14 protein-coding genes are annotated in these 13641 nt (G+C 47.1%); 13 read left to right on the plus strand and 1 reads right to left on the minus strand.

The window, feature by feature from the left end:
• The first annotated feature begins 846 nt into the window (after positions 1 to 846).
• From EJP82_RS11340 to EJP82_RS11400, 13 genes are all read left to right on the plus strand, one after another.
• Positions 847 to 2913 (plus strand): hypothetical protein, encoded by a 2067-nt coding sequence (locus tag EJP82_RS11340; protein ID WP_127192176.1) that lies wholly within the window; start codon positions 847 to 849, stop codon positions 2911 to 2913.
• Between the two features lie 15 nt (positions 2914 to 2928).
• Positions 2929 to 3363: a hypothetical protein gene (locus EJP82_RS11345; protein ID WP_127192177.1), complete on the plus strand. Its 435-nt coding sequence runs from the start codon at positions 2929 to 2931 to the stop codon at positions 3361 to 3363.
• A 3-nt stretch (positions 3364 to 3366) separates the two neighbouring features.
• On the plus strand, positions 3367 to 3522 hold the full coding sequence (locus tag EJP82_RS11350) for an XkdX family protein (RefSeq protein WP_127192178.1): 156 nt from the start codon (positions 3367 to 3369) through the stop codon (positions 3520 to 3522).
• A 62-nt stretch (positions 3523 to 3584) separates the two neighbouring features.
• Positions 3585 to 3884 (plus strand): hypothetical protein, encoded by a 300-nt coding sequence (locus tag EJP82_RS11355; protein WP_127192179.1) that lies wholly within the window; start codon positions 3585 to 3587, stop codon positions 3882 to 3884.
• Between the two features lie 4 nt (positions 3885 to 3888).
• Positions 3889 to 4824 carry a glycoside hydrolase family 25 protein gene (locus tag EJP82_RS11360; RefSeq protein WP_127192180.1) on the plus strand — a complete coding sequence of 312 codons (936 nt, stop codon included), beginning with the start codon at positions 3889 to 3891 and terminating at the stop codon, positions 4822 to 4824.
• Between the two features lie 2 nt (positions 4825 to 4826).
• Positions 4827 to 5048 (plus strand): phage holin, encoded by a 222-nt coding sequence (locus EJP82_RS11365; protein ID WP_127192181.1) that lies wholly within the window; start codon positions 4827 to 4829, stop codon positions 5046 to 5048.
• Positions 5049 to 5786: 738 nt separating this feature from the next.
• Entirely contained in the window at positions 5787 to 5993 is a 207-nt protein-coding gene (locus EJP82_RS11370) for a hypothetical protein (RefSeq protein WP_127192332.1), read from the plus strand.
• On the plus strand, positions 5983 to 6225 hold the full coding sequence (locus tag EJP82_RS11375) for a hypothetical protein (RefSeq protein WP_127192182.1): 243 nt from the start codon (positions 5983 to 5985) through the stop codon (positions 6223 to 6225). Before EJP82_RS11370 ends, EJP82_RS11375 begins: the two co-directional genes overlap by 11 nt.
• 263 nt (positions 6226 to 6488) lie before the next feature.
• Positions 6489 to 7976: an L-arabinose isomerase gene (gene araA / locus EJP82_RS11380; protein ID WP_127192183.1), complete on the plus strand. Its 1488-nt coding sequence runs from the start codon at positions 6489 to 6491 to the stop codon at positions 7974 to 7976.
• A 76-nt stretch (positions 7977 to 8052) separates the two neighbouring features.
• Positions 8053 to 9147 (plus strand): GntR family transcriptional regulator, encoded by a 1095-nt coding sequence (locus tag EJP82_RS11385; protein ID WP_211350092.1) that lies wholly within the window; start codon positions 8053 to 8055, stop codon positions 9145 to 9147.
• Between the two features lie 31 nt (positions 9148 to 9178).
• A complete protein-coding gene (gene araD, locus EJP82_RS11390; protein ID WP_127192185.1) occupies positions 9179 to 9868 on the plus strand; it encodes an L-ribulose-5-phosphate 4-epimerase in 690 nt (229 codons plus the stop codon).
• Between the two features lie 239 nt (positions 9869 to 10107).
• Positions 10108 to 11778, plus strand: coding sequence for a ribulokinase (locus EJP82_RS11395; protein ID WP_127192186.1), 1671 nt, complete (start codon positions 10108 to 10110; stop codon positions 11776 to 11778).
• A 253-nt stretch (positions 11779 to 12031) separates the two neighbouring features.
• Positions 12032 to 13144, plus strand: coding sequence for a sn-glycerol-1-phosphate dehydrogenase (locus tag EJP82_RS11400; RefSeq protein WP_127192187.1), 1113 nt, complete (start codon positions 12032 to 12034; stop codon positions 13142 to 13144).
• Between the two features lie 70 nt (positions 13145 to 13214).
• On the opposite strand, the gene EJP82_RS11405 is transcribed toward EJP82_RS11400, so the two are convergent.
• On the minus strand, positions 13215 to 13622 hold the full coding sequence (locus tag EJP82_RS11405; protein WP_127192188.1) for a hypothetical protein: 408 nt from the start codon (positions 13620 to 13622) through the stop codon (positions 13215 to 13217).
• Between the last annotated feature and the right edge of the window lie 19 nt (positions 13623 to 13641).

The raw sequence follows: 13641 nt of genomic DNA on the forward strand, positions 1-13641 counted from the left end.
ATTACGGGCCAGCTAGGAGCTCCAGCGGGTAATTACGGATATTTTGACTCCGTGCGCATGTATGAAATTACACAGACCGAGGCCGACCTAATCACCAGCAGCCAGAAGCCTATCCCTTTTTACCCTGCGGGGATCAAGGGCGTAGAAAATCCTTACGTCCTGGGGTACGGGAAAAACATAGCGCCGCCTTTTGCGGAGTGGACGAAAAACTATGATGCGGCTAAAACGAGCCTTAAAATTATCGACGCCTACACGGTCGCCCTAACGGTAACGGGGGGCGTAGCTCAAGGGTTACAGTGGTTACTGCCTGCTCCAGGCACCGCCGCTGTCTATTCTGTACTCCTTACGGGTTATGTGTCCAGCGTAAAGCGGCCTAGTATCGCCTATTCCCTGCTGGACAATGAGGGGAACGAGATAGCCTTTTTCGTAACAACCCCAACGTCTGACGGAAGGTCAACGATAAATATACCTTACAACGCAGCAGCAAAAAGCCTCGTAATCTCCATTAGGGCTAGCCAGGATACGGGCACAGGCACGTTTACGTTCAGTGAACCCATGCTAACCCTGGGCTCCGTGCAGCAGCCGTTCGTACCCCGGGAGGATTCGCTGCTAACCTATCAAACTACGCTGTACTCAAACCCAGTGGACGGCAGCGACGCCGACGTATTGATAGTGCGAGAGGGCCGGGCAGAGAAAACCGGGAAGTGGAAAAAGGTCGTGCTGAACAGGGATACGCCCCTGGTCACTATACAAAAGATGACCGGGTATAAAAAGATGGCTATGAATATCCCCGGTATCACTAATAATGCGGCTTTAATAAAATATAACGGCGCCTCGCTGCCCCGGGTGGATGGCGGCGTCACAGACTACGGCGCTGATAAATACCTAGCAATTACAGCAAGCAGCCTGCTGGAGATAACCGTAGCCAACGCAGACAGCGGGTGGGGGCCCGATTACACGCCATCGACTACGGAAGCTATTGCCTATCTATTAGGCTGGGTACTGTTAGCACCGTCGGGTTCTATATGGGACGGAACACTTGCTGCAAACCAAAAACGGTGGTATGCCTCCCAATCTACAGGTGCGGTATGGGCTCCGTCTGCGGGAAATGCGTTTACCGCACTTACAGTGCCCGACACTTTAGCCCCAGACGGATACACGCCATACGAGCTCCTTTTCCGCCTAGCGGCAGAGACAACCGAGGTCATAACCCCGGAAGGCTCCCTTATGCTGCATGAAGGCCAGAACCTGGTAGAAGTGGGCACGGGGTTAGTGTGGAAGGAACGAGGTACCATACTATCCGACAACCCGAAGTACAGCTGGCTGAATGCGATAAACGCAGGCAATGAGTACCGTCTTAAAAACAAAACAGTGAGATTACACGCTGCTTATAAAAACGAACAAAAAGACCCTAGTTGGCGGCTTATGTCTCTTACGTTCAACGGGGAGTTATACGCCTACGCTGAGATTGATAACATGAATAAAGATACTTCGGCAATCTACAGCCTTTCATACTTCAAGCTGGACGCTTCGCCTGCTGTGCCGATCCTGGGCAGCGTAGCGAAGAATGAACGGGCCGTGCTCACGGATCTCGTGACCGAGGTAAAAGAGCTGGGAGCCCGGCCTATATCGGTATCTGCTCCAGCAGTAGGCCCTGTCAACCTGGATCTAGCGGGTTACGCTAACCTCTTGCCTAACTCCTCGGCGCTGCTAGGCAATGCAGGGTGGACGACCTTTGGTACGGCGCCTGTACCTTCTACAGCATACGGGGAACGAGGCGCCTACTGGGCATTCCCTGGGACTACAGGAAACCATACAGCAGCTAGCCAGCTTGTAGCCATGCAGGCGGGGATAGTTCATACCCTAGCCGTGGACTTCTACACCTGGGGTATGGTTGCGGCGGACGCTCAACTCCGTGTGGATATAGTAGATCCTGCAACACAGACAGTCATAGCGGCGTATGTTGTGGCAGATGCTAATAAAGGGTGGCACCGTAAAACAGTGACCTTCTCACCGCCTGCGGGGGTTGCTAACGGCCGCTTTATTGTAAGGATGATAAGCTATAACAGAGGCAACGGTGAGGCTGTAGTTTCCCGGATCATGTTAAACGTGGGCCCGGTAGCTGCCCCATGGAATGACGAGTCGTCGGGATTGCTACTGGATTTGAGGCAGGTGCATAAGCTCACGCAAAACAGCGGGACGGTTTTAGCTATCCCTCCCCCTTTTGACATTAACACTCTCGTAGCTACGGGGTTCTATAACGGTACTCAGCTTACAAACAACCCCCTAGGAGCGGGGGGGCTTAATGCTTGGTGGTATATAGAGGTGTTAAACCACTCTGCTCAGCCTGGTGTATACGCTATACAAAAGGCCTATTTACTGAATGACGTGAACAGTAAACCTACGTTCTATATGCGGGTATTGGCTGGTGGAGCTTGGGCAGCCTGGAGCGCAGATCTTTTTCAATCTGGCGTTGATGCTAAAAACGGCATTGTGAGTGCCATTAACGCCAAAGGTGGGGCAGCACTCACAACAGATACATGGGCGGTACTGGCTTCCAAGATCGGCGCAGGTAGTACGAGGAGAGCCACGGGGACTATAACCGCCTCCTCCGGGGCTACAACGGCCTTTACCACGGAAACAGGCGGTAGCGTGTCATTCCCTTATGTGTTAATCAACATGGCGCTCATTCCTTTCACAGCGGCGAAGATTGAGATATTTATTGACGACGTACTGGTCGCCTCAACCCCTACCGTCTGTAGGAGAGCGGACTTCTACCATGCCAGCGCTACCGAGTACGGGAACTGCGCATTTCAAAGCTATAAGCTGCGCTTATTTATGGGTAGCGGCTCTGTGTTTTATCCCGTATCCGTGCTAGGTAAAGTTTACACGTGGGTAGCTTACGAAGGATAAAAAGGAGGAATAGCAATGCAAGTAGGACGAGACATTTTTTACGACAAGATTACAGGAATAGTCATCCTGGACACAGGCGAGTATGACGAGGGGGTTCGCAGACCTACTGTGGACGAGCAAATAGCAATCTACAACGTGCTATCTTCCCGCAGCCGTGCCTCATTTGACGTTGTATCCCTGGAGTACCAAGAGCTGCAAAACGACTTTAGGCAGTGTGACGGCTACCACGTGGACGACACGACGAAGCAGATCGTATTCCGCTATCCGGGAGGGGCTCCAGAAGATCCGCAGCCGTTCCAGCCTTCCCTGTCCGCTAAGATGACGGAGCTAGAGGACGGTTTCGGGGCCTTGCTGCTGGAGAACGCCACGGGCCAGGCCACAATCGCAGGCCTGGAAGGCGTCGTAGCGGGTTTGCTGTTCGAAGTTGCTATGTTGAAAGGGGGCAAATAATCCATGTGGTACAACACGATTAAGAAGTATTACGACAACAAGCACCCGCAGTACACCGATGAAAACTTGAAGACGTTTGTAGTAGCTAAGATGCTAGCAGAAGCTGAGTACAAGGAGATCACGAATATTATATACGTAATAGAACCAACGCCAGCATAGGCGTTTTTATTTTGCCCTCGGAACCGATCCGAGGGTTATTCACTTGGAAGGGAGATGAGGGGATGGAGGTATCTATTATTGCTGCAATGGTTTCTGTGATTGGAGTCATAAGCGGTATTTTAATTGGGTGGTCTGGTCGTTCAAGATCGATTAGGCAGGACACTCAAGAAGAAGCCAGAACTGATGCAACGGTTCGCTCAGATATCGAATACATCAAGTGTGGTGTGGAAGATATTAAGTTTGAACAACGGGCACAGGGTAAGAGATTTGACGAGATGGCTGAGCGTGTAACACGTCTAGAAGAGTCGCAAAAATCACTTAATAAACGGGTGGATCGCTTGGAAGGAACCGAAGGGAGATGATGAAATGCAAGCACGTAAACAGGGTAACACCCAAGGCATCGACGTATCCCACTGGCAAGGACCAATCGATTGGCACAAGGTCGCCGCAACCGGCATATCCTTTGCTTTTATCAAAGCCACTCAGAATAGCATTGACAAGCGTTTTCTCGAAAACGTCAAAGGTGCTAAGGCTGCGGGTCTATTAGTAGGTGCATATCATTATATAGACGATTCGGTTACAAATGTGGATCAAGCAAAGGCCGCGGCTCAAGTATTTTACACAGCCATACAGGCTGCTGGTGGTATTAAGGTGCTTGATCTCCCACCAGTAATGGACTATGAGTCCAATAAAAGTAACTTAAACAAAGTGGTTATTACTCTAGTCGCTAAGACATTTTTAGAAGAAATTTACCGACTGACAGGTGTTAAACCAATGGTCTACACTTATCCGTCGTTTATAAGTAATTTTAGTGGTCTGAATCATTATCCTCTGTGGATTGCTCGTTACAGTGCAACTCAAATACCGGTAGATGCTTCGGGTTGGAGTCGTTGGACGTTCTGGCAATACAGTGACGGTTCAGCAGGTGGGTTACTCCCGAATGGCACGCGAAAAGTTGACGGTATCAACGGACCTGTTGATTTAAATGAATTTGACGGCACACTTGAAGAGTTGAAGCAAAGATTTATGAGTCAATCATCCGGAAAGGATGACTACACAGTGGCAGGAAATCTACAGCGGGATATTAACGTAGTGAGCACATGGGCAACTAATGATTGGATTGAGGCGAAGGCAAATGGTTATCTTGATGGTAAGCGTCCGGGGGCCCCGATTACAAGGGAGGAGACAGCCATCGTCGTCAATAAACTACGGAGGAATCTTCTTCAGTTGATCTCGGGGAACTCGGCACAGATCGACCAACTGTATCAAAGACTACTTGAAATCGAGAAAGGAGATCAATAATCATGAACAAGCAAAGATGTCGTAATTACGCATTATGGATCAGTGTTGTGTCTCAAGTGCTATTGTTAATCCAACTTGTTGGACATCTGACTGGAGCGTTTGATTTAACGGATGTAATGAAGCAAGAGATGCTAGCAATCGTTGATGTAACCCTCGGTCTGTTAGCGACTTTGGGGATCGTATCGAATCCAACGAAGCCAAATAGCGGCGGATATAATTTGTGAAAATAGAGACTGCTCGATTCAGTCAGGTCACCTTGCTCTGCGATCAACAAAAAGGAGCATCCTTTGCTCCTTTTAAATCCCTCCCTTTTACTCAGTTTCATTTATAAATCTAACCTAACTCATCTCCTACTACTACCTAACCCCATCCCCAGTCATTAGATCTTTATACTTGAGCACCTTATCGCCCTCGTTTTCATTTAATTCATTTCCAGAAAACTGCTCTGTTATTAAACCCTCAGTATCTAATATCTGTTTGAGTTGTTCGGAAACACCCTCCATTTTCTTATCTAGAGTAGTGAGATCTCCAAATTATCTATCCTTCAAAATCACCATCTATTCTGACTAAAACAACCTGGTCTCTTCTTGATAATTCAATAGGATATGGAAATTTAGAACGATGCGATTTAATGACTTTATTCTGACTGTTCATAGTCCCTCTAATAAGAATAAATTTAAAATTCTGGATATAAACCTTATGAGTGCTTGTGACCAGCAGACTTATATGCAGATCGTAGCGGAGAGGAAGGATTTGTCCTGAAGAAGCGGAGCGTTCGCCTTTGCCTCCGAATTTTTACCGCTATAGCGATATAATCAAACAAATTTGGAGGCAACAGTGATCGTAAGGATAATCCGTCCGCGTAGCGGTCACCTATTTATTTTATTTTCAAATATCACCCATTGAATAAAGAACATAAGTTCGCATATAATAAGAACATAAGTTCCTATATGGAGATGATGTTGGTGGAAAAATACATTGGGCAAATGGTTGAGATCATTTATATGGATCGGGCCGGAAAGATTACGCAGCGCCGAATTGAGGTTCATGCGGTACGTGGAGGCTTAGTTCGTGCTACTTGTCTGAAGACCAAATCCCCGCGGGCGTTCCGAATTGATCAAATATTGGCGTGTTTCCCCGTAAAAGGTGGTGGACGAAATGCTTCCTGATCTGGAACGCAAGCTTTTGCGTATCCTCTATAACTTTTCAAGTAAACGTCGCCGTATGCCGGAGATGGGCGAATTGGAACGTATGACAGGTAGAGGAAAGAATGACGTTATTAGTGGTTTGAATATGTTGGAGCAGGAACAATATATTTGTTGGCCGGATAAACCGTATCTTCATAGTATCGTTGTATTAGAAGGCTGGGAGCGAGGCAAGCCGGTTAGATTGTGGTACTAAGAGAATAAGGATCGAGATTCATTTGTCTGTGCCGGAGAGTACTATACGAGGGGATTATACAAGAAAATCCCTATCCGTTATATAGAAGTAATATCTCTCCGGCGCCAAAATACATACAAAATTCCCCTTGCCTTTTTGAAGTAGCGCATATACAATAATCACATCATCACTTGTACGTACAACATATAATTTATAGGCGAAAAAATGCATATGTATGTACAAGTTAGCTTTGCTTCATTACTATTTTAGGAGGCGTTGGATTAATGAAATTGAAACCGTGTTCATTTTGGTTTGTAACAGGCAGTCAGCACTTATATGGTCCAGAGACACTTGATCAAGTGGCAGAGCATTCACGCACGATCGTCCAGCAAATGGGTAAAGACCCTGTGTTCACGTACCCAATTATTTTCAAGCCAACGGTGAAGACACCGGACGAAATATACAACCTGATTATTGAAGCGAATAGCGACGAGACTTGTGCGGGTATTATCACTTGGATGCATACCTTCTCTCCAGCAAAAATGTGGATCAGAGGTCTTTCGCAATTGCAGAAGCCAATGCTGCACTTCCATACTCAATTTAACCGGGATATCCCTTGGGAAACGATGGATATGGATTTCATGAATCTCAACCAATCTGCACACGGTGACCGGGAATTTGGCCATATTGGTGCACGGCTTGGTATTGCCCGCAAAATTGTAGTAGGCCATTGGGAAGATGGAGAAGTACGGAGCAGTATTGCAGGCTGGATGCGCACGGCGGTTGCTTATGCAGAGAGTCGTGGTCTGAAGGTAGCACGCTTCGGAGACAACATGAGAGAAGTTGCGGTTACCGACGGCGACAAAGTAGAAGCACAGATCAAGCTCGGCTGGTCGGTTAATGGCTATGGTATAGGCGATCTGGTACAAGTACTTAATGAAGTAAGTGATGAAGAAGTAAAAGCGCTACTGAATGAATATGCAGAACAATATACGATTACCAAGGCTGGTTTAAGTGAAGGTCCAGTTCGTGATTCTATTGCGTACCAGGCGAAAGTTGAAATTGCCATGAAACGTTTCCTAGAGGCTGGGAATTTCGGAGCGTTTACAACGACGTTCGAAGATTTGCACGGGATGAAACAATTGCCGGGTCTTGCGGTGCAACGGTTGATGGAACAAGGTTACGGCTTTGCGGGTGAAGGCGATTGGAAGACGGCAGCCCTGACGCGTGTACTCAAAGTACTAGCTAACAACAAGAGCACTTCTTTCATGGAAGACTACACGTACCATTTTGAACCGGGCAACCATATGATTCTTGGATCGCACATGCTTGAAGTATGCCCTACGATTGCGGCTACAAGACCAACGGTTGAGGTTCACCCATTAGGCATAGGCGGCAAAGAAGATCCAGCGCGTATTGTCTTTGACGGTCAAGATGGACCAGCGGTAAATGCATCTCTTGTAGATATGGGACATCGTTTCCGCTTGCTTGTTAATGTTGTTGATGGTGTGAAAGTGGAGAAAGCATTGCCGAAGCTCCCTGTTGCACGTGTACTGTGGAAACCGCAACCGTCCTTGCGCGAATCAGCTGAAGCGTGGATTTTGGCTGGTGGTGCCCATCATACGGTTCTGTCCTATGCGATCAATGCCGAGAATTTGATTGACTGGGCTGAGATGGCGGGTATTGAAGCGGTAATTATTGATAAAGACACCTCAGTACAACGGTTCAAGAATGAGCTGCGCTGGAGTGATGCTGCCTATCGTTTACGGTAAGTTGAGATACCGCTAACGTTCTCCGGCCTATGGTACAATATGGTGTATAAAAATAGTGCATTGGCTGAGGTGAATGATGAATAATAGGCGGATTCCAAAATATATGCAGTTAAAAAATGAATTGCTGTCGTGGCTTCAATCAGGACGGCTGAAACCCGGCAAACAATTCCCTTCGGAGAATGAGATTGCGGAGCAATTCAGTCTAAGTCGTCAAACGGTGAGACAAACTTTCGGTGAGTTGGAGAAGGAAGGCTGGTTAGAGCGGATTCAAGGTAAAGGAACCTTTGCTAGGAATCCTCTACGACGCGATGGTGAACAGGTTAAGACGATCGGGATCATCACAACGTATATTTCAGACTATATTTTTCCACATATCGTAAGGGGTGCAGAGGCTGAGCTGCGGAACCAGGGATATCGCCTCCTTCTTTCTAGCACGGATAACAACAAAGAGAAGGAAATGGAAAGCCTACAATTGATGACGAGTCAACCGCTTAGCGGCCTGATCATCGAACCAACCAAGAGTGCAGAGGGTAATCCGAATCTAGGATATTTTCTGGAACTGCAAGAGAAAGGCATTCCATATCTGATGATCAATGAGAAGTATCGTGAATTGGAATGTCCATGCCTTAAGGTAGACGATGAGATGGGCGGTTACAAAGCGGCACGTCATTTATTGGAGAATGGTCATAGATCTATCGCTGGTTTTTTCAAAAGAGATGACCTACAAGGTGTGAATCGACTTAAAGGTTTTCTGACGGCGCATCGGGAGTTTGGGGTTACGGTTTCTCCTCAGAGAGTAGTAACTTATACGACGGAGCAAAAGAGTGATCTTCCTATTCAAATTGCGAAGGAATTGCTCAGCGTGGGAGTAGAGGAACGCCCTACCGCTTTTGTCTGTTATAACGACGAATTGGCGATGAATCTGATGGAGGTCGCGACGCAGAATGGGTTATCTATCCCTGAAGATGTGTCTTTCATCGGATTCGATGATTCCAGTCTGGCTGTGGCTTCGGGAACGAAGCTGACCACACTAACGCATCCCAAGACCGAGATGGGTGAACTAGCAGCTAAGCAATTGATCGAAATGATCCAGCAGGGAGCTGTATTGGGAGATACGGTGTTCCAGCCGGAATTAATACAACGCGAATCGGTATTTACCCGAAAATTATAGAGGGAAAATCAGAGGAAGGAAGTGGCCGGTAATGCTAGAGGCGCTTAAACAACAAGTGTTGGAAGCAAATTTAGAGTTGCCCAAATATGGGCTGGTTACTTTTACATGGGGAAATGTGAGTGGAATTGATCGAGAGAGCGGTTTGTTTGTAATTAAACCTAGCGGTGTGCCTTATGAAGATTTGAGAGCAGAGCAGATGGTTGTTGTAGACCTAGAAGGCAACGTGGTTGAAGGAGATTTACGTCCGTCTTCAGATACTCCGACTCATATGGTGTTGTATAATTCATTTCCCGATATTGGGGGTGTTGTACACACGCATTCTCCTTGGGGCACGAGTTGGGCGCAGGCTGGACGTGCGCTTCCGGCTTATGGAACGACGCATGCTGATTATTTTTACGAAGAGATTCCGGTTACTCGTCCTATGACGAAGGAAGAGATTAATGGAGCTTATGAGCTCGAGACGGGGAATGTGATCGTAGAGCGTTTCGCTGATATCGATCCGAACCAGGTACCTGGAGTTCTCGTTCATGCCCATGCACCATTTGTTTGGGGAAAAGATGCCCACAACGCCGTCCATAACGCCGTAGTTCTGGAAGAGGTAGCTAAAATTGCCGCCCGGATGTTGCAACTCAACCCAGATACCGCTCCCATGGACCAAACACTATTGGATCGCCACTTCCTACGTAAACACGGCGCCAATGCCTATTACGGACAGAAATAGTACTATTATTAACGTGTTCCGTACTGGTTGAAAGTAGAAGTTTCTACAGAGCGTAGCGAAGAGGACGGAATTATTCTGAAGAAGCGAAGCGTTCGCCTTTGCCCTCGGATTTCTACCGCTATAGGCGGTTTATAATCAGGAAATCTGAGGGCAACAGCGATCGTAAGAATAATCCGTCATCGTAGCGGTCTGTCAGAGTTGTACGTACAATTTACCATCATTCATTTGGAGGGAATCACATGGGCACAAAATATACCATCGGCGTAGACTATGGCACCCAATCAGGGCGCGCCGTATTAGTCGACTTGGCGAATGGCCATGAAGTTGCGGATCATGTTACGCCGTATCCACACCATGTTATCGACGAGCGGCTACCCGTGTCGGGCATTAAGCTGGAACATGACTGGGCGTTGCAACATCCTGACGACTATTTGGAAGTACTACGAAAATCCGTTCCAGCTGTTATTGCGGAATCAGGGATTGATCCTGTTGACGTGATTGGAATTGGAATCGATTTCACAGCGTGTACGATGTTGCCGATTGATGAAGCAGGAGAGCCTCTTTGCTTCGATGCGGAATTGATTGATCAGCCGCATAGCTGGGTGAAGTTGTGGAAACATCATGCTGCACAACCCGAGGCCGATAAGATTAATCAAATCGCTGCTCAACGTGGCGAAGCTTTCCTACCGCGGTATGGCGGGAAGATTTCGTCGGAATGGATGATTGCGAAGATATGGCAAATCCTCGATGAGGCGCCAGAAATTTATGAACGTACCGATCTGTTCTTAGAAGCGACCGATTGGGTTATTTCGCAAATGACAGGAAACGTCGTACGAAATAGTTGTACGGCTGGCTATAAGGCAATTTGGCACAAACAAGATGGATTCCCAAGCAAAGAATATTTCAAAGCATTAGATCCACGATTGGAGAACCTGGTTGATACCAAACTACGCGGTGAGGTTATTGCACTCGGTACCAATGCGGGTGGACTTACAGATAAAATGGCTGGAATCATGGGTCTCAAACCGGGCATCGCCGTTGCAGTTGGGAACGTGGATGCACATGCAGCAGTTCCTGCAGTTGGTGTTGTAACACCGGGTAAACTGGTCATGTCGATGGGAACATCGATTTGCCATATGCTGCTGGGTACAGAGGAGAAACAAGTCGAAGGCATGTGTGGTGTAGTAGAGGACGGAATTATTCCTGGATTATACGGATATGAGGCTGGGCAATCGGCCGTGGGTGATATTTTTGAATGGTATGTTGAAGAATCACTTCCAGCTTACGTGAAAGAAGCAGCTGCAGCAGAGGGACTTGGCATTCACCAGTGGCTGGAAAGAGAAGCTGCGACTTACAAACCTGGGCAAACCGGATTACTAGCGCTTGACTGGTGGAATGGTAACCGTTCCGTTCTAGTTGATACGGATTTAACAGGTCTCATTCTCGGTATGACCTTATTAACCAAACCACAAGAGATTTATCGAACATTGCTTGAAGCAACCGCTTTTGGTACACGCAAAATTGTAGACGCTTTCCACTCTAACGGAGTAAGTGTTGATGTGCTGTACGCATGCGGAGGATTGCCACAAAAGAACCATTTGTTAATGCAAATCTACGCGGATGTAACGAATCGTGAGATTGTTATTGCTGATTCCAAGCAGACGCCTGCACTTGGGGCGGCTATGTTTGCAGCGGTAGCAGCAGGGCAAGGCGCTGGCGGCTATGATACGATCATCGACGCTGCCGAGAAAATGGCACGGGTCAAAGAAGAGACATTTAAGCCGATTCCAGCTAATGTCGAAGTCTACGACAGTTTGTATAAGGAATATAGCCAATTGCATGATTATTTCGGCCGCGGCGAGAACGATGTCATGAAACGACTCAAGAATATCAAGAAGTCCTCGGAGTAGAGAGAGCTATAGAGTTGAATAAAAGAAAACTGATATAGCGGAGAGCGCGAAATGATTCTGAAGAAGCGAAGCGTTCGCCTTTGTCCCCCGAATTTTGACCTTGCAAAATGATTCAATGAAATTCGGGGGACAACAGCGATCGGAAGAACTTTTCGTGCTCGTAGCCTAATCATAATCAATAGTTCAACTCTATTAAGTTACCATAGATAGTCGAACAGACGGAGGAGGAACTGTCATCATAAATACTTTGGAAATGGCACAGTTTGAAGAGATCGTGCTGGAATCAGGTGCGCTTCAGCAAGTTGCACCTTATTTGAAGAAACGTGGTTGTCAGCACCTTATCATCGTGGCAGATAAGAATACGTATGAAGCAGCGGGCAGATCGCTAGAACAGAGTTTACTTGGAGAAAATGAACTGAATGTAGAGTTATGTCTCATTAATCCCAATGAAACAGGCGATGTTGTGGCGGACGAAATATCACTTGTTCAGCTCATGATTGAGGTGAAACCAGGGATTACGGATGGTTTGATTGCTGTTGGTTCCGGTACCATCCATGACATCGTGCGTTTTGTTAGTCATAAGACGGGGATTCCTTTTATTTCGATTCCAACGGCTACATCTGTTGACGGATTTACATCTGCTGGAGCACCTCTCATCGTGCGTGGCGTGAAAAAGACGTTTCCGGCCGTGCCACCCGTTGCCATCTTTGCTGATCTAGATATACTTACCAAGGCTCCGCAACCTCTTGTAGCTGCAGGGTTTGGTGATATGCTTGGCAAATACACCGCCTTGTTTGATTGGAAGTTTTCTCATCTTACAGCGGGCGAACCCTACAATGAACAAGCGGCAATCATCACGGAACGTGCGCTCATCTCCTGTGTAGAGCATGCTCATGAGATTGGAAAGCGCTCTGAGCAGGGTATCCGCATCTTAATGACGGCTCTGATTGAATCAGGTATTGCTATGCTGTTGTTCGGACAGTCTCATCCAGCTTCTGCCGCAGAACATCACGTTTCACATTATTGGGAAATGGAGTACTTGCGACGCGGAAATAGAGCGCTGCTGCATGGTGCGAAGGTAGGCGTGGCTTGTGCTGAAATTTCGCGTGTATATCATGATGCGGTTGAACGTGGAGTTTTCCCAGGACAAGAGCCAAGTGTGCTCCGTGAGTTCGAGGGACAAATCACCGCGTGGTTGGCTGAGGTTCCTTCGGAATCACTTATCCGCGAACTATTGAGGCAGGCAGGTGGGCCAACGGATCGGCGGGAACTGGGGATTGACGATGAATTGTTAGAACGTAGTCTTGCTGAAGCTCACAAGGTCCGCGATCGACGCACCTTGCTGCGGGCACTAAATGAGGCTTGAACTGAATTCCTAATAAAAGATAAAGAGGGACCCCAAAGCCATGAACATGACTTTTAGGGACCCTCTTTTTTTATAGGTCTCCAACCAACTCAAATAACTCCACTATTAAAACCGTCTCGTCTTTCAATTCAACGTTAATATCTTTCCACGCTAATCGGTGATCTTCTTGAAATTTATTTACGTCGTCCCCATCTCCTTCTCCTCGCACAAGTCTTAGATCGGGATTACCGAAGGTAGTCTCAAATACTTCGATCAGTCTAACATTACATCTGGGTATACCTTCTTTATCATAGACGGTTAAAATTTCACCAACGGGTTCATATGTTTCTAGTAATTCTTTTTCTGAATATTCCTCTTTGGGAGCGCATGTAGCTGTCTTTTCGCCGTTAAGGATTTGTTGGATTAACATCTCACCTATCCCATTGTCATTTTCCCAACCAAAAATCATTTTATATTTACTTTCTTCAACTTCGGACATTTGAAACCTCCACACTTAT

Source organism: Paenibacillus anaericanus (genome assembly GCF_003994475.1).
Classification (GTDB): domain Bacteria; phylum Bacillota; class Bacilli; order Paenibacillales; family Paenibacillaceae; genus Fontibacillus; species Fontibacillus anaericanus.

Bases quoted from the DNA above. Each gene is read 5' to 3' on its own strand.
- EJP82_RS11355 (WP_127192179.1), top strand. From the start codon at position 3,585: ATGGAGGTATCTATTATTGCTGCAATGGTTTCTGTGATTGGAGTCATA.
- EJP82_RS11395 (WP_127192186.1), top strand. From the start codon at position 10,108: ATGGGCACAAAATATACCATCGGCGTAGACTATGGCACCCAATCAGGG.
- EJP82_RS11365 (WP_127192181.1), top strand. From the start codon at position 4,827: ATGAACAAGCAAAGATGTCGTAATTACGCATTATGGATCAGTGTTGTG.
- EJP82_RS11385 (WP_211350092.1), top strand. From the start codon at position 8,053: ATGAATAATAGGCGGATTCCAAAATATATGCAGTTAAAAAATGAATTG.
- araA (WP_127192183.1), top strand. From the start codon at position 6,489: ATGAAATTGAAACCGTGTTCATTTTGGTTTGTAACAGGCAGTCAGCAC.
- EJP82_RS11360 (WP_127192180.1), top strand. From the start codon at position 3,889: ATGCAAGCACGTAAACAGGGTAACACCCAAGGCATCGACGTATCCCAC.
- EJP82_RS11375 (WP_127192182.1), top strand. From the start codon at position 5,983: ATGCTTCCTGATCTGGAACGCAAGCTTTTGCGTATCCTCTATAACTTT.
- EJP82_RS11400 (WP_127192187.1), top strand. From the start codon at position 12,032: ATGGCACAGTTTGAAGAGATCGTGCTGGAATCAGGTGCGCTTCAGCAA.
- EJP82_RS11345 (WP_127192177.1), top strand. From the start codon at position 2,929: ATGCAAGTAGGACGAGACATTTTTTACGACAAGATTACAGGAATAGTC.
- EJP82_RS11350 (WP_127192178.1), top strand. From the start codon at position 3,367: ATGTGGTACAACACGATTAAGAAGTATTACGACAACAAGCACCCGCAG.
- EJP82_RS11405 (WP_127192188.1), bottom strand. From the start codon at position 13,622: ATGTCCGAAGTTGAAGAAAGTAAATATAAAATGATTTTTGGTTGGGAA.
- araD (WP_127192185.1), top strand. From the start codon at position 9,179: ATGCTAGAGGCGCTTAAACAACAAGTGTTGGAAGCAAATTTAGAGTTG.